Below are 21482 nucleotides of genomic sequence, written 5' to 3'. Positions count from 1 at the left end.
GGACTCCGGGAGTTGTCTGATCGGCCGGGCGGCTAGCACGAGGCTTCCGCGAAGGAAACCCCGCCCCGACGACCACGCGCGAACGGAAAAGGGCGGACCCGCAGGTCCGCCCTTTCCGATTCACGTCGCTGGAATGCGATCAGGCGAAGCGGACGTTGATCGCCGATTCGCGGCCATCGCGGCCTTTTTCCAAGTCGTAGCTGACCTTCTGACCGTCGGCGGGGGCCTGCAGGCCGGCGCGTTCCAGCGCCGAGATGTGCAGGAACACGTCGCGGTTGCCGTCGTCCGGCTGGATGAAGCCGAAGCCTTTGGTCGAGTTGAACCATTTCACGGTGCCGTTGGCCATCGTGAGATCTCCTGTCATGTTGCCATCCGCGACATGCGATGGCCCGGCGCAGTCAGTCATAGCAGCATACTGAAGCCGGTAGACGGAGACAGAGAGCAGTAGAAAAACGTTGCCAAGCCCATATAGCCCGGATCGATCCTCCCGGCAAGGGCAATAGCCGCGTTGACGCCGCCGCGCCGCTGCTGCAATCCCGCGCCCATGCTGCGGATCGACGACATCTCTTATTCCATTGCGGGCAGGCCGCTGTTCCAGAACGCCTCGGCGGTGATCCCGACGGGGCACAAGGTCGGCCTTGTCGGCCCCAACGGGGCGGGCAAGACGACGCTGTTCCGGCTGATCCGGGGGGAACTGACGCTGGACGGCGGCGCGATCAGCCTGCCATCCCGCGCCCGCATCGGCGGCGTCGCGCAGGAATCGCCTGCAAGCGGCGTTTCGGTGCTGGACACCGTGCTTGCCGCAGACACCGAGCGTCACGCCCTGCTGGCCGAGGCGGACACCGCCGCCGACCCCCACCGCATCGCGGAAATCCAGACCCGGCTGGCCGACATCGACGCCTGGTCGGCGGAAGGCCGGGCAGCCTCGATCCTGCAGGGCCTTGGCTTTTCCACCGAGGACCAGTCGCGGCCCACGGCCGACTTCTCCGGAGGCTGGCGGATGCGGATGGCGCTGGCGGGGGTGCTGTTCGCGCAACCCGACCTTTTGCTGCTGGACGAGCCGACGAACTACCTCGACCTCGAAGGCGCGCTGTGGCTGGAGGGCTATCTCGCCCGCTATCCCCACACGGTCATCGTCATCAGCCACGACCGGGGGCTGCTGAACCGCGCCGTGGGCTCGATCCTGCATCTGGAAGACCGCAAGCTGAACCTCTACGCGGGCGGCTACGACAGCTTCGCCCGCATCCGGGCCGAGCGCCGGGCGCTGCAGGCCGCCGAGGCGAAGAAGCAGGAGGTCCGCCGCGCCCATTTGCAAAGCTTCGTGGACCGCTTTCGCGCCAAGGCCACCAAGGCCGCGCAGGCGCAGTCGCGCCTGAAGGCGCTGGCGAAGATGGAGCCGATCACCGCCCCCGAGGAAGCGAAGTTCCACCGCTTCACCTTCCCCCAGCCCGACCAGTTGTCGCCGCCGATCCTCGCGCTGGACGGCGTGTCGGTCGGCTATGGCGACCGCGCCGTGCTGAAACGGCTGAACCTGCGGATCGACCAGGACGACCGCATCGCCCTGCTGGGCCGCAACGGGCAGGGCAAATCCACCCTGTCCAAGCTGCTGGCCGACCGCCTGCCGGCGATGGATGGCCGGATCGCACGATCGTCCAAGCTGCGCGTCGGCTACTTCGCCCAGCATCAGGTGGACGAGCTGCATCTGGACGAGACCCCTCTGGACCACGTCCGCCGCCTGCGCCCGGACGAGGCCCCCGCCCGGCTGCGCGCGCGGCTGGCAGGCTTCGGGCTGATGGAGGCGCAGGCGGAAACCAAGGTCCGCGCCCTCTCGGGCGGGCAGAAGGCGCGGCTCTCGCTGCTGCTGGCGACCATCGATGCGCCGCACTTGCTGGTGCTGGACGAGCCCACGAACCACCTCGACATCGAATCGCGCGAGGCGCTGACCGAGGCGCTGAACGACTATACCGGCGCCGTGGTGCTGGTCAGCCACGACATGCACCTGCTGGAACTGGTGGCCGAGCGGCTGTGGCTGGTAGCTGGGGGCGCTGTCTCGCCCTATGCGGATGATCTTGAGACCTACCGCAAGTCGCTGCTGACGGCCGAGGAACCCGAGCGGCCCAAGGAAGCCCCCAAGCCCCCGAAAAAGGCCGGCCGCGACGAGATCCTCGACCTGCGGGCCGAGGTGCGGCGCGGGGAAGAACGGGTCGGGAAGCTGACCGACATGATGGCGAGGATCAGCGAGAGGATGGCCGACCCTGCGCTTTACGACGACCCCGCCGAGGCCGAGAAATGGGGCCGCAAGCACGCCGAGGCGGCCGAGGCCTTGCCCCGCGCCGAGGCCCTGTGGCTGGACGCGCTGGAACGGCTGGAAGCGGCCGAACGCAACTGATCGCCCTTGCGCCGAACCGCGCGCCGGCAAATGCTTGTTCTGAACACCGGAGACATCCCATGCGCGCCAGCCTGCCCCTGCTTCTCGCCGCCCTTGCCCTGCCACTGGCCGCTCATGCCCAGGACGGCTGGGGCCTTGCCGCCGACATCGGCCTTGGCGCCGAGGTCGAGCCGGACTGGCTCGGCTCGGACGATATGGAGACCTCGCCCTGGGTCATCTTCCGCAACCTCGACGTGATGGCGCCGGGACAGCCCGCGACGCGGGACGGATCGTCCGACGGGCTGCGGGTGGTGCCGACGATCAACTGGCGCAGCGGGCGGGACGCGGATGATTCGGACGCGCTGACCGGGCTTGACGACATCGACCGCACCATCGAGGCCGGTGTCCGCTTCCGCTATACCCAGGGGCCCGCCAGCGGCTACCTGGTGGTCCGCAAGGGCTTTGACGGGCATGAGGGGCTGGTGGGCGCGGTCGGCGCGAAATACCGCATCGCCCCGAATGACCGCCTGACCATCTGGCCGGGGATCGAGGGCAAGTTCGGCGACGACCGCTTCACCCGCACCTTCTTCGGCGTGACCGGGGACGAATCGCTGCGCAGCGGCTATGCGGCCTATCGCCCCGATGGCGGCTTCTATGCGGTCGGCGCCAGCATCGAGGCGCGCTATGCCCTGACCCCGACCCTCGCCGTGGTGGGCGAGGCGGAATATTCGCGCCTGACGGGCGATGCCGCCGACGCCCCGTTCATCGAGGAAAAGGACCAGCCCGCCCTGCGGATCGGCCTCGTCAACCGCTTCAGCCTGCGCTTCTGATCCCTTCGGCCTTCCGTCCTGGGCACAAAGCCCCTATATCCGCCCGGAACCTGAGACGGGAGCCGATGCCATGTATCAGCCGCAGACGCAGCCGGGCGAGGGCGAGCCGCTGATCGCGCCCTCGACCACCGACCATCCGCTTTACGACGGGGTCGTGGAAGCCTGCCGGTCGGTCTACGACCCGGAAATCCCGGTCAACATCTACGACCTCGGGCTGATCTACACGATCGCCATCGACGACACGAACGCGGTCCGCATCCTGATGACGCTGACCGCGCCGGGCTGCCCGGTGGCCGGTGAAATGCCTGGCTGGGTCGCCGATGCCGTCAGTGCCCTGCCCGGCGTGCGGCAGGTGGACGTGGACATGGTGTTCCAGCCCCCCTGGGGGATGGAGATGATGTCGGACGAGGCGAGGCTGGAGCTCGGCTTCATCTGATGGCCTCCGAGCGGCAGAAGATGCTGGCGGGGCAATCCTACGACCCCGCCGACCCCGAGCTTGCCGCCATGCGGACCCGCGCTCAGACCCTGATGCGCGAGTTCAACCACACCATCGAGGGCGAGGATGCCGGCATCCTGTCCCGGCTGCTGGGCACCTGGAACGGTGCCGTGATCCGGCCGCCCTTCTACGTCGATTACGGCAGCCACATCCATTTCGGCCCCGGCTGCTTCCTGAACTACGGCTGCGTCTTCCTGGACGTGACCGAGATCCGCCTGGGCGCCCGCGTCCAGATCGGTCCCATGGTGCAGGTCCTGACCGCCGACCACCCGCGCGAGGCCCATCGCCGCGCCGCAAGCGAAGAATGGGGCCGCCCCATCACGATCGGTGACGATGTCTGGATCGGTGCCGCCGCCCTCATCCTGCCCGGCGTCACCATCGGCGCAGGCGCCATCATCGGCGCGGGCGCCGTGGTCACGCGCGACGTGGCCGCCCTCGCGACCGTCGCCGGCAATCCCGCGCGTCCTGTCGGAAACCCGCGCCCTCTTTCACAATCCCCCGCCTAGGCTTCTTTCTGGCCCAAATACCCATGCGGCGGTGACGAAATCCTCAGCGCCGGGGCGGCCGCCAGCTTTGCGTCCAGCTTCGGAAACGCCCCCGCCCTTCGCGGGTGCCCGCGGGCGGCTGCCCCTCGGCCCCTGCCTCTGCACTGACGCGCCGGCGATGGACACGCCGCACGGCCGCGTCGATGCGCCGGTCGCGCAGCCGGTTCCACCAGCGCCAGAACAGCGCCAGCAGCAGCCCAAGGATGCCGAGAATAGTCAGCGCCTGCCAGTTCAGCGGCCGCTCGTTCGGACCCGCCACCGGCGTGATTGCGATGGCGTTCGGGAAGATCGTCACCAGGTCGTTGCGCCACCCGTAAGAGGTCACACTGACCCAGCGCGGATTGTCCGCCGTGGATCTCAGGTCCCCTGCGACGGCATGCAGGTTCGAGCTGTCGTATTTGAAATAGGGCGGCCAGATCAGCCCGGTATCCTCGTTGCGATAAACCCTCGGCTTGCCGTTCGGGCGCACCGTGTCGATGAAACGGACATCGCGCGACCCTTGCGCGTTCTCGACCGTGCCGGTCCTGGCCGAGGCATAGAAGATCCGGTTGCTCCAGTTCAGGTCAGTCAGCTTGTTGTAGGTGTTGGTGATCCGCACCGTCTCGCGCGAGGGCAGCGCGTAATCCAGGAACAGGAACACAGCGACGCCGAACAGCACCCCCAGAACGACCTGGACGTTACGCATGAACATGGGACTCTCCTGAGGCTGCGGCGGCTGGGATCATAGACGGGACCACGGGCGGGGGAAACGCCCGTCCAGCATGAAACGGCGGCGCGGCACCCACCGTTCCGCTTCGCGCGCCGACATGCGATAGGGGCGGAAAGACATGGGGCCATGACCGTGACCAGGAACCTGCCGATCACATCGCTGATCTACTTCCTCGCGACATTGCTGTTGTCGCTTTATTTCGCCTTCGCCGCCGTACAGGGCCCGTCCGGCATCCTGCGCCGCGTGCAACTGGAAGCCGAGACCGTCGATCTGATCGCCGAACGTGACCGGCTGACCGCCGAGGTGGACCGGATGCGCAACCTGACCCGGCGCCTGTCGGACCAGTATCTGGACCTGGAACTTCTGGACCAGCGCGCCCGCGACGTGCTGGGGCTGGTCCGCGCCGACGAACTGATCGTTCGCTGAATCGGCTTGCACCTGCGGAACCGGCCGCCGTAACATTGGTTCAACGCTGAACTATCCCGTGCCGGAGGATGCAGATGGCCAGAAAGCCGACCGAGACTGCCGCGCCAGCCCCGCCCGCCAATGTCTCGCGCGACGAACTGCTGAAATACTACCGCGACATGCTGCTGATCCGCCGGTTCGAGGAAAAGGCCGGCCAGCTTTACGGCATGGGCCTGATCGGCGGCTTCTGCCACCTGTATATCGGGCAGGAAGCCGTCGTCGTCGGGCTGGAAGCCTCGGCCAAGGAAGGCGACAAGCGCATCACCAGCTACCGCGACCACGGCCACATGCTCGCCTCGGGGATGGAGGCGCGGGGCGTGATGGCGGAACTGACCGGGCGTATCGGCGGCTATTCCAAGGGGAAGGGCGGCTCGATGCACATGTTCAGCCGCGAAAAGCACTTCTACGGCGGCCATGGCATCGTCGGCGCGCAGGTGCCGCTGGGGGCGGGCCTTGCCTTCTCCGACAAGTACAAGGGCAACGACAACGTCACCTTCACCTATTTCGGCGATGGCGCGGCCAACCAGGGCCAAGTCTACGAGACCTACAACATGGCGGAACTGTGGTCCCTGCCGGTCGTCTTCGTGATCGAGAACAACCAGTATGCCATGGGGATGAGCGTCCAGCGATCCACCAAGTCCACCACCTTCTTCGGCCGGGGCGAGGCCTTCGGCATCCCCGGCGAGCAGGTGGACGGCATGGACGTGCTGGCGGTGAAAGCTGCCGGGGGAAAGGCTGTCGCCCACTGCCGTGCCGGGAACGGGCCGTATATCCTCGAGGTGATGACCTACCGCTATCGCGGCCATTCGATGTCCGACCCCGCGAAATACCGCACCCGCGAGGAGGTGCAGAAGATGCGCGAGGAACGCGACGCCATCGAGCACGTCCGCCAGCTTCTGCTGCAGGGCGGCCACGCCTCGGAAGACGATCTCAAGTCCATCGACAAGGAGATCAAGGACATCGTCAACGACTCGGCCGACTTCGCCCGCGAAAGCCCCGAGCCTCCGGTCGAGGAGCTTTGGACCGACATCTATGCCGACGACGTGCCGCAGAAGACGGCCGAAGACGTGAACGTGTGAGGGCTGACGCATGGCAACCGAAATCCTGATGCCCGCCCTGTCCCCCACGATGGAGGAAGGGACTCTGGCCAAATGGCTGGTCAAGGAAGGCGATACGGTGAAATCCGGCGACATCCTGGCCGAGATCGAGACCGACAAGGCCACCATGGAATTCGAGGCGGTCGATGAAGGCACCGTCGGCCGCCTGCTGGTGTCCGAAGGGACGCAAGGCGTGAAGGTGAACACCCCCATCGCCGTGCTGGTGGCCGAGGGCGAATCCGCCGATGCCGCGCCGCAGGGCGACAGCGGCGGCACCGTCCCCCATGCTGCCGAGCCTCTGGCCCAGCCCGGCAAGGGGGAAGCCAGCAAGGACGAAACCGGCGAGGCCCCTGAACGCGCCCCCGCCGCCGCGAAATCGGCGGTCGAGGCGGTGAACACCCCCGAGCCCGACGACTCCCCCGACTGGCCGGAATGCACCGCCGTCAAGCAGATGACCGTCCGCGAGGCGCTGCGCGAGGCCATGGCCGAAGAGATGGACCGCGAGGAGACCGTCTTCCTGATGGGCGAGGAAGTCGGCGAATACCAAGGCGCCTACAAGATCAGCCAGGGGCTGCTGGACAAGTTCGGCCCCCGCCGGGTCGTGGACACGCCCATCTCGGAAATGGGCTTTGCCGGCATCGGTGTCGGCGCGGCCTTCGGGGGCCTGCGCCCCATCGTCGAGTTCATGACCTTCAACTTCGCCATGCAGGCGATGGACCAGATCATCAACTCGGCGGCCAAGACCCTGTATATGTCGGGGGGCCAGATGGGCTGCCCCATCGTCTTCCGCGGCCCGAACGGCGCCGCCGCCCGTGTGGGCGCGCAGCATTCGCAGGACTTCGCCGCCTGGTATGCCGCGATCCCCGGCCTCAAGGTGGTGATGCCCTACACGGCCGCCGACGCCAAGGGGTTGCTGAAGACCGCGATCCGCGACCCCAACCCAGTGATCTTCCTCGAAAACGAGATCCTCTACGGCCGCAGCTTCGACGTGCCGCAGATGGACGACTTCACGGTCCCCTTCGGCAAGGCCCGCGTCGCCCGGAAGGGCAAGGATGTCACCCTCATCAGCTTCGGCATCGGCATGGCTCATTCCTTGGAAGCGGCCGAAAAGCTGGCGGCGGACGGCATCGACGCCGAGGTGCTGGACCTGCGGACCCTGCGCCCGATCGACTATCCGGCGATCCTGAAGTCCGTGCAGAAGACGAACCGCGTGGTGACGGTCGAGGAAGGCTTCCCGGTCGGCGCGATCGGCAACCACCTGTCGGCCTGGATCATGGAAAACGCCTTCGACTGGCTCGACGCCCCGGTGATCAACTGCACCGGGAAGGACGTGCCCATGCCCTATGCGGCGAACCTGGAACGCCTTGCGCTGATCACGGCGGACGAGGTGGTCGAGGCCGTCCGCAAAGTGACCTATCGGTAAGAGGACAGACAGATGGCAACGCAGATCCTGATGCCCGCCCTGTCCCCGACGATGGAGGAAGGGACGCTGGCCAAGTGGCTGGTGAAAGAGGGCGACGAGGTCAAATCCGGCGATATCCTTGCCGAGATCGAGACCGACAAGGCCACGATGGAGTTCGAGGCGGTCGACGAGGGCGTGATCGGCAAGATCATGATCGCCGAGGGCACGCAAGGCGTGAAGGTCAACACCCCCATCGCCGTGCTGGTCGAGGAAGGCGAAAGCGTGGAGGACGCGGCAGGGGGGGCAAGTCCCTCGCCCGCCAGTTCCCAGGCCAAGGCCGACGCGCCTGCCCCGGAAGAAAAGGCCGCTGCTGAAAAGGGTTATGGCGGACCGATCGGCGCTCCGGTCGCAGGTGAAGCCAGCGCAGGCAACGGCAAGCAGCCCGCGGCGGCCCCGGCGAAGAGCAAGGGCGAGCGCATCTTCGCCTCGCCCCTCGCCCGCCGCATCGCGGCGGAACGTGGCCTCGACCTGTCGGCCATCACCGGCAGCGGGCCGAAGGGCCGGATCGTCAAGGCGGATGTGGAAAAGGCCCAGCCCGGCGCTGCCAAACCCGCGGCTCAGCCCGCAGCCGCGCAGGCCCCCACGCAACCTGCCGCTGAAGCGCCCAAGCCTGCCGCCGCTGCGCCGCAGGGCATGGGCTACGAAACCGTCAGGAAGATGCTGGACGGCCGCGAGTTCGAGGAGGTCGCGCTGGACGGGATGCGCCGCACCATCGCCGCGCGTTTGTCCGAGGCCAAGCAGACGATCCCGCATTTCTACCTGCGCCGCTCGGCCAAGCTGGATGCGCTGATGGAGTTCCGGGGCACGCTGAACAGCCAGCTCCAGTCGCGGGGCGTCAAGCTTTCGGTCAACGACTTCATCATCAAGGCCTGCGCACTGGCGCTGCAGCAGGTGCCGGATGCCAATGCCGTCTGGGCGGGCGACCGGATCATCAAGCTGAAACCCTCGGACGTGGCGGTGGCCGTCGCCATCGAAGGGGGGCTGTTCACCCCGGTCCTGAAGGACGCCGACAAGAAGACGCTGTCGGCGCTGTCGGCCGAGATGAAGGATCTCGCCAATCGCGCCAAGACCAAGAAGCTCGCGCCGCATGAATACCAAGGCGGCAGCTTCGCCATCTCGAACCTCGGGATGTTCGGGATCGAAAACTTCGACGCCGTGATCAACCCGCCCCATGGCGCGATCCTGGCCGTGGGCGCGGGCATCCAGACCCCGGTGGTCGAGGACGGGGAAATCGTCATCCGCAACATCATGTCGATGACGCTGTCGGTCGATCACCGGGTCATCGACGGGGCGCTGGCAGCACAACTGCTGCAGGCCATCGTCGGGCACCTGGAAAACCCGATCGGGATGCTCGCCTGACCCCCCGCAAGACCGCATTGGAAAAGGGCGCCCCGGAAGGCGCCCTTCTTCTTTCCCAGGTATTTTTTTTTCTGGCCCGGATACCGTGAGGAGGCGCAACGCGCCGGGGGGCGAAGCACCCTACTCCGCCGCGGCAGGCGCGGCCCGGTTCAGCCCCAGCCGGCGCCGCAGCCAGCCGCCGACCCGCTCCTGCCCGCCATGCAGCAGAGAGAAAAGCGAAGGCACGAACAGCAGCGACAGCATCGTGGACAAAAGCAGCCCACCGATCACCGCGATCGCCATGGGGGAACGGAACTCGGACCCCTCGGCGGTCGAGATCGCCGAGGGCAGCATCCCCGCCGCCATGGCGATGGTCGTCATGATGATCGGCCGCGCCCGCTTGTGGACGGCGTCAAGGATCGCCTCGCGCTTGGGCGCCCCCCGCTCCATGGCCTGAACGGCGAACTCGACCAGCATGATCGCGTTCTTGGTCACGATCCCCATCAGCATCAGGAAGCCGATGACCACGGCCATGCCGATGGCGTTGCCGGTGACGAACAGCGCGAGGATCGCGCCGCCGATGGCCAGCGGCAGCGACAGAAGGATGCTTATCGGGGTCACGAAGTTCTGGAACAGCAGCACCAGCACGACATAGACGAACAGCACCCCCGCCCCCATGGCGAAGCCGAAGGCGCCGAAGACCTCGCCCATGATCTCGGCATCGCCCGATGTCTGGAACTCGGTCCCCGGCGGCAGTTCGATCCGGTCCTGCAACGCCTGCACCTGGGCTGCGACCGGCCCCAGCACCGCGCCATCGGCAAGGTTCGCCGACACTGTCGTGCGATAGCGCTGATCATAGCGGGAAATCTGCGTGGCCCCCGCCGACAGCGACACGTCGGCCACCGCCCCCAGCGGCACCTGCCCCACTGACGAGGGCACCCGCAGGTTCCGCAACTGCATCAGATCCTCGCGCGCGGGTTCGTTCAGTCGGACCATGATCGGCACCTGCTCGTCGCCGGCATTGAACTTTGGCAGGTTCGCCTCGGCATCCCCCAGCGTCGCCACCAGCAGGGTCTGCGCCATGGCCGCCGTGGACACCCCAAGCTGCGCCGCGATGTCGGTGCGGGGCGTGATCTGAATCTCGGGCCGCTGCAGCGCCGAGGAGGAGGTGACGCTTTCCAGTTCCGGCATCTGCCGCATCTGCGCCACCAGCAGATCGGCCGCGCGTGCCGCCCCTGCCTCGGTATCGCCCATCACGCTGATGGTCAGGTCGTTGCCGCCCGCCTCGTTCTGGAAGTTCAGGCGCACGTCGGGCGTGTCGGCCAGCAGCAGCTTCAACTGCTCCTCGATCTCGAACTGGCTGCGCTCGCGGCTGGCCTTGGTGCCATAATTGATCATCAACCGCGACTTGGTGGGTTCCGAGGTGCCGCCCATGACAAAGACCGACTGGACCTCGGGGATGACGGCGACGCGGGCGGTCAGGGCGCGCGTGATCCCTTCGTTCTGGTCCACGGTTGATCCGGGGGGCAGTTCGACCTCGATCTGGCTGCGGCCGACATCGCCCGAGGCGATGAACTCGGTCGGCAGCAGGGTCGCCGACCAGATCGAGCCCGCGAAGACGCCCACCCCCAGCAGCAGCGTCAGGCCGCGATGCCGCATGGTCCAGGCCAGCACGCCCATCAGCCCCCGCATGGCACGGCCATCGCGCGGCTCTTCGGGGTGGCCGGTGCCGCGGATGAAATAGGCCGACAGCATCGGGGTGATGATCCGCGCGACCAGCAGCGAGAACAGCACCGACACCGCGACAGTCAGGCCGAACTGCTTGAAATACTGCCCCGCGATCCCGCCCATGAAGGCCACCGGCGCAAAGACCGCGACGATGGAAAAGCTGATGGCGATGACGGTCGTGCCGATCTCGTTCGCGGCTTCCTCGGAGGCCTGATAGGGCGACGAGCCCATGTGCATGTGCCGGACAATGTTCTCGATCTCGACGATGGCGTCGTCCACGAGGATGCCCGTCACCAGCGTGATCGCCAGCAGGCTGATCCCGTTCAGGGTGAAGCCGAGCCATTGCATGACGAAGAAGGTCGGGATCACCGACAGCGGCAGCGCGATGGCCGCGATCACCGTCGCTCGCCAGTTGCGCAGGAACAGCAGCACCACGATCACCGCCAGCGCCGCGCCTTCATACAGCGTGTGCATCGCGGTCTCGTAGGACTGTTCGGTATAGGTCGTGGTGTCATCGACCAGCGTGATCGTCAGGTTCGGATAGCGTTCGGCCATCTCGGCCAGCCGCTCCTTAGCATTGTCGCCGGCCATCAGGTCGGATTCGCCGGTCGCCCGATAGACGCCGAAAGCCACCACGGGCTTTCCGTCCAGCAGGGCGAAGCTGCGCTCGTCGCTGGGGCCGTCGGTCACGGTCCCCAACTGGTCCAGCCGCACGGTCTTGCCATCCGCGATGGAAATGGGCGTCGCCGCAAGCTGCGCCACCGTGTCGGCTGAGCCGAGGGTGCGGATGGAATATTCCGTCCCCGCCAGATCGCCGCGCCCGCCGCCGGCGTTCAGGTTCTGCGAGCGCAGCGCGTTCGAAACCTCGGCCGCCGTCAGCTCATGGGCGAGCAGCCGGTCGGGGTCCAGCGCGACCTCGATCTGGCGGTCGGCGCCGCCGATGCGGCTGACCTGCCCGATACCCCGCAGGGTGGTCAATTCGCGGGCGATCACGTCGTCCACGAATTTCGACAAGCCCTCGATGGACCGCGTCGGGTCGCCCACCGCATAGGTCAGGATCGGCATCCCCGTCACGTCAAGGCGGCGGACACGCGGTTCGGTGATCGACTGCGGCAGGTCGGAACGAACGCTCGCCACCGCGTCCTTGACATCGTTCAGCGCCCGGTCGCTGTCGGTTTCCAGCTCGAACTCGACGGTCAGGCTGGCGGCGCCGTCCGAGGCCGTCGAGGTCACATGGCGCATCCCTTGGATGTTGGATATCTGGTCCTCGATGGGCCGGACGACCTGCGAGATCAGCTCGGTCGGCGCGGCGCCGGGCTGGCCGACCGTGACCTGGATGATCGGCAGGTCGATGTTCGGCATCGCCGTGACCGGCAGCCGCATGAAGCTGACCAGCCCCAGCACCAAGAGCACAAGGAAGATCGCGATGGGCGGGACCGGGTGGCGGATGGACCAGGTGGAGAGGTTCATGGCTGCGCCCCCGCGGGCGCCGCCGTTCCTGCCTCGGCGTCAGGTGCGACGGCCACGGCCAGCGCCACGCTGGGCGGCGCATCGAGACTGTCGGTCGTGACATTCACCCGGTCGCCGGTGGTGAAGAAGGCGCCTGCGCGGGCGATCACCGTTTCGCCGGCCGCAACGCCCGCGCGGATCTCGCGCCTGTCCTGCCACAGAAGGCCCGCGTCGATGGCGCGGGTTTCCACGGTCCCGTCGGTGACGACCTGAACCCGCTCGCCCGAGGCATCGGCAAGGATGGCCGAGGCAGGCACCGTCACCGCCTCGCGCCGTTCGGTGATGATGTCGCCGCTGGCGAAAAGGCCGGTCAGCAGCCGGTCGTCATAATCCAGCCCCACCCGGACAAGGCCCAGCCGCGTTGTCGCATCGACCGCTGCCGGCAACTGGCGCACCCGGCCCTCGACGCGGCCCACGCCCGCGACCTCAAGCTCGACCGGCTGGCCGGGTTGCAGCAAGGGCAGGTCGGTTTCGATCACCTCGCCCTGAAACTCGATCGAGCCATCCGCGATCAGGATGAACATCGGCCCCGCCGCCGCCGAGGCGATGGTGCCCAGTTCGGCGTTGCGGCTGGCCACCCGGCCCTCGACGGGCGAGGTGATGCGGGTGCGGTCCAGGTTCAACTGTGCGATCTCGCGCGCAGCCCGCGCCTGCGCCTCGACCGCCTGCGCAACGGCCAGACCTTCGCGGACGCTCGCCGCCGCCGCGCGGGCCGAAGCTTCCGCCACCACTGCCTGATCCAGAGAGGCCTGCGTGCCGCTGCCGCTTTGCCGCAGCGATTGCGCGCGTTCCAGCGCAGTCACCGCCTGCGTCAGCGCCGCCTCGGCCGAGGAAATCTGGCTTTGCGCTTGGGCGACGCTGGCCACCGCCCGCTGCAATTCGGCGTCGGCCTGCGCCAGTTGCGCCCGCAGGGTAGTGTCGGACAGCCGAACGAGTTCCTGCCCGGCCTCGACCCGGTCGCCCGGCTCGGCGCCGAGCGCGACGATTTCCAGCCCCTCGACCTGCGGATAGACCTGCACCTGCGCCCGCGCGACCAGGGTGCCGGACAGCGGCACCCGGCGCTGCACCTCGGCCGGGGCCGCCGCCGCGATCGTCACCGTCGGCAATGCAGCCTGCACCTGGCCCGCAGCGGGCTGTTCGGGCGGCGCGCCCCCCATCGGCAAGGCTGCGGCAGGAGCCAGCAGGAACAGGGCTGCGATAAGGGAAAGGCGCCGCATGGGTGATGTCTCTCTGGTGCCGGTGGCACATAGGCGCGAGCATATCCTGCGGCAATGGCGGCGTCTGCGGCTGCGGGGGGCAGTGTCTAGATGTTGACCTTGACGCCGGGCAGCCGCAGTTCCGTCAGCAGGTCGCGCAGTTCCTGCCTGGCGGCGATGTTCGACATCGACAGGGCTTGGGTTCCGACGTCGCGCAGATCCAGCAGTGTCAGCCCGCGCGGGAACAGTTCGCGGAAAATCACCCGCTCGGCAAAACCCGCGGCGACGCGGAAGCCGATGCGGCGCGACAGCCGGGTCAGCGCCTCGCCGACCTTGCGCTTGTTGTGCATTTCCGTGGTGCCGAGGCGGTTGCGCAGCACCACCCAGTCGATCGCCCCCGCCCCCGCCTGCCCGCGCAACTGGCGCGCGGACCAGACCATCTCGGCATAGATCGACGGTCCCAGCACCTCGCCCTGCGGCGAGATGCGGGCCAGCAGATCGAAGTCGATGAAGCTGTCGTTCATCGGCGTGACCAGCGTGTCGGCCAGCGTATGCGCCATCTGGCTCAGCTTCGTATGCGAGCCGGGGCAGTCGATCACGATGAAATCATGCTCGGCGTCCAGAGCGGCCACGGCCGGGGAGAGCGGGTCCGTGCCCTCGTCGCGCGACAACTCGCCCAGCATAGGGCCGGGCAGGTCCAACCCCTCGCCTTCGACAAAGGCCCTGCGGTTTTCCAGATAGCGGGCGAAGCTGCGCTGGCGAACGTCAAGATCCAGCGCGCCGACCCGATGCCCCATCCGCGCCAGCGCGGTTGCGACATGCATCGAGGTCGTGGACTTGCCCGAACCGCCCTTCTCGTTGCCTACGACGATGATATGCGCCACGAATCGCCCCGCTTCAAACCAGCCGCAAGGTAACGGGAGAGCCGCCGCAAGTCATGGTGGCTGGCAGGGGCGGCAGAGCCCGGCCCCCCAAGTCAGCAGCGCACCGCCCATCGGATGAGCCAACGAAACAAATGCAGCCTTGACGGGAACGCCTTTGTGACACGAAGGTTAATAACCGGTTAACGATTTGTGTTTGCGAGTAAGCCGATGTTGCAATCCGTCAAGAACAAGGTTTCTGCACAGTACTGTTCTGTCGCAGCGGTTTCGCTGGGCAGCGGTGGCACTGTCCAGGGCAGGATCGTCGCCGTCTCGCCGGATGGGCGGGTGACACTGGACACGCCGCAGGGCAGCGTGACGGGCCGTCCGGTGGTCCCCGAGACGACGCGGGGCCAAGGGCTTCTTGCCACGATCTTCCGTCTCTGACCTGCGAACGAGAACGCCGCCCCTCGGGGCGGCGTTTTCGTCATTCCGACACGCGGGATCAGAAGCCCAGGCCGGCGTATTTGTTCTTGAACCGGGACACGCGCCCCCCGGTGTCCATCAGCTTGGCCGAGCCGCCGGTCCACGCGGGATGCGAGGTCGGGTCGATGTCCAGGGACATCGTGTCGCCCTCTTTCCCCCAGGTGGAACGGGTCTGGTAGGTCGTGCCATCCGTCATCTTGACGGTGATCATGTGGTATTCGGGATGGGTATCGGCTTTCATGGCGCGCGACCTCAGACGTTCTGGTTGGCGTCGGCCTTGGCGGCCTTCGGCTTGTAGTTGGAGACTTCGGCGATGCGGGCGGATTTGCCGCGGCGATCGCGCAGGTAATACAGCTTGGCGCGGCGGACGCGGCCACGGCGCACGACCTCGATCGAATCGACGTTGGTCGAATACAGCGGGAAGACGCGCTCGACGCCCTCGCCGAAGGAGATCTTGCGGACGGTGAAGGACGCGGCCAGCGTGTCGCCGCCCCTGCGGCTGATGCAGACGCCTTCGTACATCTGCACGCGGGTGCGGGTGCCTTCCGTCACCTTGTAGCCGACGCGGACGGTGTCGCCGGCCTTGAAGTCGGGAATGGTCTTGGCCAGAGCGGCGATCTGCTCGGCTTCCAGTTGGGCGATCAGGTTCATCGCGGGTTCCTTGTCATGGCTCGCGGTGGTCCCGCGATTGGTCTGATGCGCCCGAGAGCTGCGTCCTTTGGTCCGGGTCCATACCGTCACGGTATGCCCGCCACAGGTCGGGGCGGCGTTGCTTTGTCAGCCTTTCGGCCTCGTCCTGCCGCCAACGCGAAATTGCCGCGTGATTTCCCGACAGAAGAACATCTGGAATCGCACGGGCTTCCCATTCGGCGGGCTTCGTATACTGCGGATGCTCAAGCAGGCCGTGGGAAAAGGACTCCTCGGCCAGAGATTCCTGATTCCCCAGCACGCGGGGTATAAGGCGGATCGTCGCGTCGATCAAGACCTGAGCGGCGATCTCTCCGCCGGTCAGGACGTAATCGCCGATGCTGATTTCCGTGACGTCGAAGGCGTCCAGAACGCGCTGGTCCACGCCCTCGAAGCGCCCGCAGATGAGGGTGACGCCGGGGCCTTGCGCCAGACGGCGAGCGATAGCCTGGGTCAGCGGGCGGCCTCGGGGGGAAAGATAGACCACCGGCAGATCAGGAGCGGCGGCCCTGGCCTCGCGCAGCGCGGCGGCCATGACATCGGCGCGAATGACCATGCCTGCGCCGCCGCCCGCCGGCGTGTCGTCCACGTTGCGGTGCCGCCCGATGCCATGGTCGCGCAACTGGATCGTGCGCAGCGACCACAAGCCCTCGGTCAGCGCGCGGCCGGTCAGCGACAGGCCCAGCGTGCCGGGGAAGGCCTCGGGGAACAGGGTGATGACCTGCGCGGTCCAGGCGCCCGCGAGTTCGGGCGGCGCCATCAGGTCGCGCGGCCGCAGCGAGGGGCGCACCGCGACCCGGCCGTGGGAGCGGGAGGGTGGCTCAGCCATCGCCGCCTCTGACCGGGAACCAGCCGGTTCCCGCCAGCACCGCGCCCGCGGCCGACAACGCCAGAGGGCCGAGGCCGCCCCAGTTGCCCGACCAGCCGAGGCTGCGGCTGACGGCATCGGCGCCGACATACAAAGCCACGCAGCCCAAGGCGGCCAGCGCCGTGACCGCTGCGAGATGAAAGGGCGAGCGCCAGCTTTCCGCAGGCGCGGCCAGCACCAGCCCAAAGACGGCGAGCAGCGCGAACAGCCCCACCGTCCAGCCTCCTCGACTACCCAAACCCGCCAGCACCGGCCCGGTGACGATCAGCGCCCGGCCGATCCACAGACGCAACGAGGCCCTATTCATCCGAACCCGGCGGGTCCGCGACAATGCGCCTTGCGGCCAGATCGACGGTCGGCACCGCCGCTTGCGTGAATGGAATCAGCAGCACGCCCGAGGGGCCGTAAACCTCAAGGATGTCGCCCGCACCGTGGTCGTAGATGGCGCGGACGCGGCCGAGGCTCGCGCCGCCCGTGTCCATCACCTCCAGCCCGATCAGGTCGGCGTGGTAGAACTCGTCGTCCGGCAGCGAGGGCAGCGCCGCGCGGTCAGCCCAGAGCGTCACGCCCTTCAGCGCGTCGGCCTGCTCCTTGGTTTCCACCCCTGACAGACGCGCGCCCAGCCCGCCATTGACAGGCCGGGTCAGCTTGACCGTGAAGCGGCGCCCGCCGTCCTCGCTGGTCAATTCGCCATAGGTGGCGATGTCCTCGGCGACAGTGCAGAAGCTTTTCAGCCGCACCTCGCCGCGCACGCCGAAGGCGCCGGCGATGGCGCCGACGCAGATGCGGTTGGACGGTTCAGCCATGCGGGTGCCCCTTGCCGAACGTCGGACGGGCGGGCGCAAACGCGCGCCCGCCGGTGATCCGTGGATCAGGGCGACTCGGTGCCGCTGGTCGATTCCGAGGCGTCCAGCGCGGTCTCGTCGGTCGCGGCGGGCGCATTTGCAGCCTCGGCGGCGGCGGCTTCGCGGGCGGCGCGCTTCTCGGCGCGGTCCTTGGCGGCCTTGCCCGGCTCGCCCTTCTTGAGGTTGGCGCGCTCGGTCTTTTCCTTCACGCCGGCGGCTTCCAGGAAGCGGGCCACGCGGTCGGTCGGCTGGGCGCCCTGGGACAGCCAGTGCTGCACGCGCTCGACATCCATCTTGATCCGGTCTTCCGAATCCTTGGGCAGCAGCGGGTTGTAGGTGCCCAGCTTCTCCAGGAAGCGGCCGTCGCGCGGCATGCGCGAGTCGGTGGCGACGATGGCATAATGGGGACGCTTCTTGGACCCGCCGCGGGCGAGCCGGATCTTCATGGCCATAGGTTCATCTCCTTGATATGGCGTTTTATTTCTGGAACTGCTCGTGATGCCGGATGACCTCCGAGATCACGAAATTGAGGAACTTGCGGGCGAAGGCGGGGTCCAGATCCGCCTCGGCCGCCAGCCGTTCGAGCCGGGCGATCTGGGCGGCCTCGCGCGCGGGGTCCGAGGGCGGCAGGTCGTGCTGCGCCTTCAGCCGCCCGACGGACTGGGTGTGCTTGAACCGCTCGGCCAGGGTGAAGACCAGCACGGCGTCCAGCCGGTCGATGCTGGCGCGATGGTCGGCCAGCAGCTCGGCGGCGCGGGCGGAAAGGTCGGTCATGGGGCAAAACCGGGCAGTGCATCCGATGCACGGACCATGCACAGGCGATGCACGGACGGTATGAACCGCCCGGTCCCAGTCACCGGGATGCCGGTCAGCGCCGTCATTTCTTGCCGAACAGCCCCGAAAGCCCGCCGGGCAGGTTCATCCCGCCCAACTGGCCGCCAAGGCCCTTCTGGTCCTGCAGCATCTTCGTGGCCTCGGCCATCTTGGCCGGATCGACGTCGCCCAGATCGGGCAGCCCGCCGCCCTTGCCGGACATGGCGCGCATGGCCTGCTTCATCATCGCGCCCTTGCCCATCTTGCTGACCTTCTTCATCGTGTCGGCCATCTGGCGCTGCATCTTCAGCAGCTTGTTCAGTTCCGCCACCTCCATCCCCGCGCCCGCGGCGATCCGCTTCTTGCGGCTGGCCTGCAGCAGATCGGGGTTGGCGCGTTCCTTCTTGGTCATCGAATTGATCAGCGCGACCTGGCGGCGCAGCATGGTGTCGTCGATGCCCGCGGTTTCGGCCTGCTTCGCCATCTTCCCCATGCCCGGCATCATGCCCATGATGGACTGCATCCCGCCCATCTTCTGCATCTGCTCAAGCTGGTTCCTCAGGTCGTTCATGTTGAACAGGCCCTTGGCAAAGCGCTTCATCATGCGCTCTGCCTGCTCGACCTCCAGCACCTGCTGGGCCTTCTCGACCAGGGCCACGATGTCGCCCATGCCGAGGATGCGGCCCGCGACACGTTCCGCGTCGAAGCTTTCCAGCGCGTCCATCTTTTCGCCGACGCCGACGAAGCGGATGGGCTTGCCGGTGATCTGGCGCATCGACAGCGCAGCACCGCCGCGCCCGTCGCCGTCCATCCGGGTCAGGACCACGCCCGAGACGCCGAGCTTGGCGTCGAACTCGGTCGCGACGTTCACGGCGTCCTGGCCGGTCAGGCCATCGACGACCAGCAGCGTCTCGCGCGGGTTCGCCACGTCGCGGACGGCCTGCACCTCGTCCATCAGCACGTCGTCGATGTGCAGGCGGCCCGCGGTGTCGAGCATGTAGACGTCATAGCCGCCCAGCGTCGCCTGCTGTTTCGCGCGCTTGGCGATCTGGACCGCGTTCTCGCCCTTGATGATCGGCAGGGTATCGACGCCGACCTGGCTGCCGAGGATCGCCAACTGCTCCATCGCCGCGGGTCGGTTGGTGTCCAGCGAAGCCATCAGGACGCGCTTCTTCTCGCGGTCCTTGAGCCGTTTCGCCAGCTTGGCAGTGGTGGTGGTCTTGCCGGACCCCTGCAAGCCGACCATCAGGATCGGCGCAGGGGGCACGTCGATCTTCAGCGTCTCGGGCGCATCCTCGCCCTGCAGGGTGCGGATCAGCTCGTCATGGACGATCTTGACGACCTGCTGGCCGGGGCTGACCGACTTGGTGACATTGGCGCCCGTGGCCTTCTGCGTGACAGCGCGGACGAAGCTGCGCACCACCGGCAGCGAGACGTCGGCGTCCAGCAGCGCCTGGCGTACCTCGCGCATGGCGGCGGTGACGTCATCCTCGGACAGCGCGCCCTGCCTGGTCAGGCGGTCGAAGACTCCGCCGAGGCGGTCTGACAGGCTCTCGAACATCGGCGGCCTCCGTGGCAGCGACGAAAACAGGACGGCCCCCGTGGGCGCAACGCGCTGACGGGGGTCGATCCCCGCGCAAGATCGGGGACCGGAAGGCAGAGCTTCCGGGTGTGGAACCCCGTTACGCCAGACAAGCGCCCGAGTCAACCGCCGGGCTGGAAAGCCGACCGGCAGCACCTTGCCGATGCGGCGCTTCCTCGTGCGACAGAATCATGACAATCTGTTAACGATAAAATGTTTGTTCTGTTAACGATGGGATCGGGTTTGCACATGGCGTGGCCGAATGTGACTGTGAATGGCGCGGCGGCTTGGGGGGCCGGTTCGTCGCGGCTCCATGCGCCCCTGCTGACGGCGGCCTATGGGATCTGGGCGGTGCTTCTGTGCCTGCACCTGCTGCAGACGCTGTCCGGACCCTGGCCTGCGCCCCTGCCCCGCCTTCTGGACCCGAACGAGGAAAGCAGCCTTTACACCTGGTTCTCGGTGCTGGCGCTGGGGGTTGCGGGGCTTCTGATGCTGGACCTCGGGCTTCGCACCCCGCCGTCCGACCGCATCCTGCGCTGGGGCTGGATCGGCGTCGGGCTGGCGGTGCTGGCGGTGTCGGCCGACGAGCTGCTGATGATCCACGAGGCCGTCGCCGTGCGGCTGCATGACCATTTCCAATGGGGCGGTTTTCTCAGGTTCGCCTGGGTGGTCCCGGCGATCGCGGTGGTCGCGCTGGGCGGGTTGCTGGTGCTGCCGTTCCTTGGACGGCTGCCCGCATCGACCCGCCGGTGGATGATCGCCGCAGGCGTCGTCTTTGTCGCGGGCGCGGTCGGGATCGAGATGATCGGCGGCAAGCTGTGGGACGACGGGCTTGAGGACAGCATCTCCTACGCGCTGGTCAGCGGCGCCGAGGAGGCTTTCGAGGGTCTGGGCGTCCTGATCCTGCTGGGCGGGATTCTGCGATATCGGCAGATGACCGGGGTCTCCTGACCCGCGGCTTTTGCCGAAGGGGGCGGTCATGGTAAGCCCGGACGAACATCAAGGGACCGACCATGACCCAAGCCATCAGCCGCTTCGACATTCCCAACCTGCGCAGCCTTCCGCCCGACATTCAGGAGATGATCCGCGCCGTGCAGGAGAAGTCGGGCTTCGTGCCCAACATCTTCCTTGCGCTGGCCCATCGCCCGGCCGAGTTCCGCGCCTTCTTCGCCTATCACGACGCGCTGATGGAAAAGGACGAGGGGCTGTCGAAGGCCGAGCGCGAGATGATCGTGGTTGCCACCTCGGGGCTGAACCGCTGCCAGTATTGCGTGGTGGCCCATGGGGCGATCCTGCGCATCCGGGCGCGTGACCCGATGATCGCGGACAAGGTTGCGATCAACTGGCGCAAGGCGGGCCTGAGCGAGCGGCACTATGCCATGCTGTATTACGCTGAACTTGTGGCGACGGATGCCGACAATATCACCCAGGACGATTACGAGGACATGATCGAGGCGGGCTTCACCCCCGACGAGATCTGGGACATCGGCGCGATCACCGCCTTCTTCGGGATGTCGAACCGGCTGGTGAACATGGCCGACATCCCCCCGAACGACGAGTTCTTCCTGCTGGGGCGGCTGCCGAAGCAGGGCTGAATC

Annotated in this window: 24 protein-coding genes; 10 read left to right on the top strand and 14 right to left on the bottom strand. The window is 67.4% G+C overall.

The annotated features are described in order from the left end of the window. Positions 1 to 139: 139 nt before the first annotated feature. Positions 140 to 346, bottom strand: a complete 207-nt coding sequence (locus JGR78_RS16010) for a cold-shock protein (protein WP_182791100.1) — start codon at positions 344 to 346, stop codon at positions 140 to 142. A 56-nt stretch (positions 347 to 402) separates the two neighbouring features. Next, entirely contained in the window at positions 403 to 564 is a 162-nt protein-coding gene (locus JGR78_RS16005; protein ID WP_182790921.1) for a hypothetical protein, read from the bottom strand. Here JGR78_RS16005 and JGR78_RS16000 point away from each other — a divergent pair. The 4 genes from JGR78_RS16000 (at position 545) to JGR78_RS15985 (ending at position 4200) form a co-directional block, all read left to right on the top strand. After that, on the top strand, positions 545 to 2389 hold the full coding sequence (locus JGR78_RS16000; RefSeq protein WP_182790922.1) for an ABC-F family ATP-binding cassette domain-containing protein: 1845 nt from the start codon (positions 545 to 547) through the stop codon (positions 2387 to 2389). The genes JGR78_RS16005 and JGR78_RS16000 overlap by 20 nt on opposite strands. Before the next feature lie 59 nt (positions 2390 to 2448). Continuing rightward, complete coding sequence (locus JGR78_RS15995) at positions 2449 to 3198, top strand: MipA/OmpV family protein (RefSeq protein ID WP_182803406.1); 750 nt, start codon at positions 2449 to 2451, stop codon at positions 3196 to 3198. A gap of 70 nt (positions 3199 to 3268) precedes the next feature. Next, on the top strand, positions 3269 to 3634 hold the full coding sequence (locus tag JGR78_RS15990) for an SUF system Fe-S cluster assembly protein (protein WP_182803408.1): 366 nt from the start codon (positions 3269 to 3271) through the stop codon (positions 3632 to 3634). Beyond that, positions 3634 to 4200 (top strand): sugar O-acetyltransferase, encoded by a 567-nt coding sequence (locus JGR78_RS15985; RefSeq protein ID WP_182803410.1) that lies wholly within the window; start codon positions 3634 to 3636, stop codon positions 4198 to 4200. The genes JGR78_RS15990 and JGR78_RS15985 overlap by 1 nt, the downstream gene beginning before the upstream one ends. A 43-nt stretch (positions 4201 to 4243) precedes the next feature. On the opposite strand, the gene JGR78_RS15980 is transcribed toward JGR78_RS15985, so the two are convergent. After that, positions 4244 to 4930: a DUF1523 family protein gene (locus JGR78_RS15980; RefSeq protein WP_234450788.1), complete on the bottom strand. Its 687-nt coding sequence runs from the start codon at positions 4928 to 4930 to the stop codon at positions 4244 to 4246. Positions 4931 to 5074: 144 nt separating this feature from the next. On the opposite strand from JGR78_RS15980, the gene JGR78_RS15975 reads away from it, so the two are divergent. The 4 genes from JGR78_RS15975 (at position 5075) to JGR78_RS15960 (ending at position 9331) form a co-directional block, all read left to right on the top strand. Continuing rightward, positions 5075 to 5374: a septum formation initiator family protein gene (locus JGR78_RS15975; protein ID WP_182803413.1), complete on the top strand. Its 300-nt coding sequence runs from the start codon at positions 5075 to 5077 to the stop codon at positions 5372 to 5374. A 74-nt stretch (positions 5375 to 5448) separates the two neighbouring features. Next, positions 5449 to 6492, top strand: a complete 1044-nt coding sequence (pdhA, locus tag JGR78_RS15970; protein WP_182790927.1) for a pyruvate dehydrogenase (acetyl-transferring) E1 component subunit alpha — start codon at positions 5449 to 5451, stop codon at positions 6490 to 6492. A 10-nt stretch (positions 6493 to 6502) separates the two neighbouring features. After that, complete coding sequence (locus JGR78_RS15965; protein WP_182803415.1) at positions 6503 to 7933, top strand: pyruvate dehydrogenase complex E1 component subunit beta; 1431 nt, start codon at positions 6503 to 6505, stop codon at positions 7931 to 7933. 12 nt (positions 7934 to 7945) lie between these two features. Further along, complete coding sequence (locus tag JGR78_RS15960) at positions 7946 to 9331, top strand: pyruvate dehydrogenase complex dihydrolipoamide acetyltransferase (protein WP_182803417.1); 1386 nt, start codon at positions 7946 to 7948, stop codon at positions 9329 to 9331. A 120-nt stretch (positions 9332 to 9451) separates the two neighbouring features. Here the strand turns inward: JGR78_RS15960 and JGR78_RS15955 are convergent, their stop codons facing one another. From JGR78_RS15955 to ffh, 11 genes are all read right to left on the bottom strand, one after another. Continuing rightward, positions 9452 to 12508 carry an efflux RND transporter permease subunit gene (locus tag JGR78_RS15955; protein WP_182803419.1) on the bottom strand — a complete coding sequence of 1019 codons (3057 nt, stop codon included), beginning with the start codon at positions 12506 to 12508 and terminating at the stop codon, positions 9452 to 9454. Further along, the gene (locus tag JGR78_RS15950; protein WP_182790931.1) at positions 12505 to 13764 is read right to left on the bottom strand and encodes an efflux RND transporter periplasmic adaptor subunit; all 1260 of its coding nucleotides are present in this window, start codon (positions 13762 to 13764) and stop codon (positions 12505 to 12507) included. The genes JGR78_RS15955 and JGR78_RS15950 overlap by 4 nt, the downstream gene beginning before the upstream one ends. Before the next feature lie 86 nt (positions 13765 to 13850). Continuing rightward, on the bottom strand, positions 13851 to 14627 hold the full coding sequence (locus JGR78_RS15945; protein WP_182803421.1) for a division plane positioning ATPase MipZ: 777 nt from the start codon (positions 14625 to 14627) through the stop codon (positions 13851 to 13853). Positions 14628 to 15108: 481 nt separating this feature from the next. Beyond that, entirely contained in the window at positions 15109 to 15330 is a 222-nt protein-coding gene (rpmE, locus tag JGR78_RS15940; RefSeq protein WP_090752488.1) for a 50S ribosomal protein L31, read from the bottom strand. 11 nt (positions 15331 to 15341) lie between these two features. Continuing rightward, positions 15342 to 15740, bottom strand: coding sequence for a 50S ribosomal protein L19 (gene rplS, locus JGR78_RS15935; protein ID WP_182790933.1), 399 nt, complete (start codon positions 15738 to 15740; stop codon positions 15342 to 15344). A gap of 13 nt (positions 15741 to 15753) precedes the next feature. Continuing rightward, positions 15754 to 16605 (bottom strand): tRNA (guanosine(37)-N1)-methyltransferase TrmD, encoded by an 852-nt coding sequence (gene trmD / locus JGR78_RS15930; protein ID WP_182790934.1) that lies wholly within the window; start codon positions 16603 to 16605, stop codon positions 15754 to 15756. Next, positions 16598 to 16936, bottom strand: a complete 339-nt coding sequence (locus JGR78_RS15925; RefSeq protein WP_200559364.1) for a hypothetical protein — start codon at positions 16934 to 16936, stop codon at positions 16598 to 16600. Before JGR78_RS15925 ends, trmD begins: the two co-directional genes overlap by 8 nt. 7 nt (positions 16937 to 16943) lie before the next feature. Then, positions 16944 to 17450 carry a ribosome maturation factor RimM gene (gene rimM, locus JGR78_RS15920; protein WP_182790936.1) on the bottom strand — a complete coding sequence of 169 codons (507 nt, stop codon included), beginning with the start codon at positions 17448 to 17450 and terminating at the stop codon, positions 16944 to 16946. Between the two features lie 65 nt (positions 17451 to 17515). Beyond that, positions 17516 to 17941, bottom strand: a complete 426-nt coding sequence (gene rpsP / locus JGR78_RS15915) for a 30S ribosomal protein S16 (RefSeq protein ID WP_182790937.1) — start codon at positions 17939 to 17941, stop codon at positions 17516 to 17518. A gap of 25 nt (positions 17942 to 17966) precedes the next feature. After that, positions 17967 to 18263: a chorismate mutase gene (locus JGR78_RS15910; RefSeq protein WP_182790938.1), complete on the bottom strand. Its 297-nt coding sequence runs from the start codon at positions 18261 to 18263 to the stop codon at positions 17967 to 17969. 103 nt (positions 18264 to 18366) lie between these two features. Beyond that, positions 18367 to 19863, bottom strand: a complete 1497-nt coding sequence (gene ffh, locus JGR78_RS15905) for a signal recognition particle protein (protein WP_182790939.1) — start codon at positions 19861 to 19863, stop codon at positions 18367 to 18369. Between the two features lie 270 nt (positions 19864 to 20133). Between ffh and JGR78_RS15900 the strand changes: the two genes are divergently transcribed. Together JGR78_RS15900 and JGR78_RS15895 are read left to right on the top strand one after the other, a co-directional pair. Then, the gene (locus JGR78_RS15900; protein WP_182790940.1) at positions 20134 to 20835 is read left to right on the top strand and encodes a hypothetical protein; all 702 of its coding nucleotides are present in this window, start codon (positions 20134 to 20136) and stop codon (positions 20833 to 20835) included. Positions 20836 to 20897: 62 nt separating this feature from the next. Next, positions 20898 to 21479 (top strand): peroxidase-related enzyme, encoded by a 582-nt coding sequence (locus JGR78_RS15895; RefSeq protein WP_182790941.1) that lies wholly within the window; start codon positions 20898 to 20900, stop codon positions 21477 to 21479. Positions 21480 to 21482: the final 3 nt, after the last annotated feature.

Source organism: Paracoccus sp. MC1862 (genome assembly GCF_016617715.1).
Taxonomy (GTDB): Bacteria; Pseudomonadota; Alphaproteobacteria; order Rhodobacterales; family Rhodobacteraceae; genus Paracoccus.
This window is presented reverse-complemented; position numbering and strand designations above follow the sequence as displayed.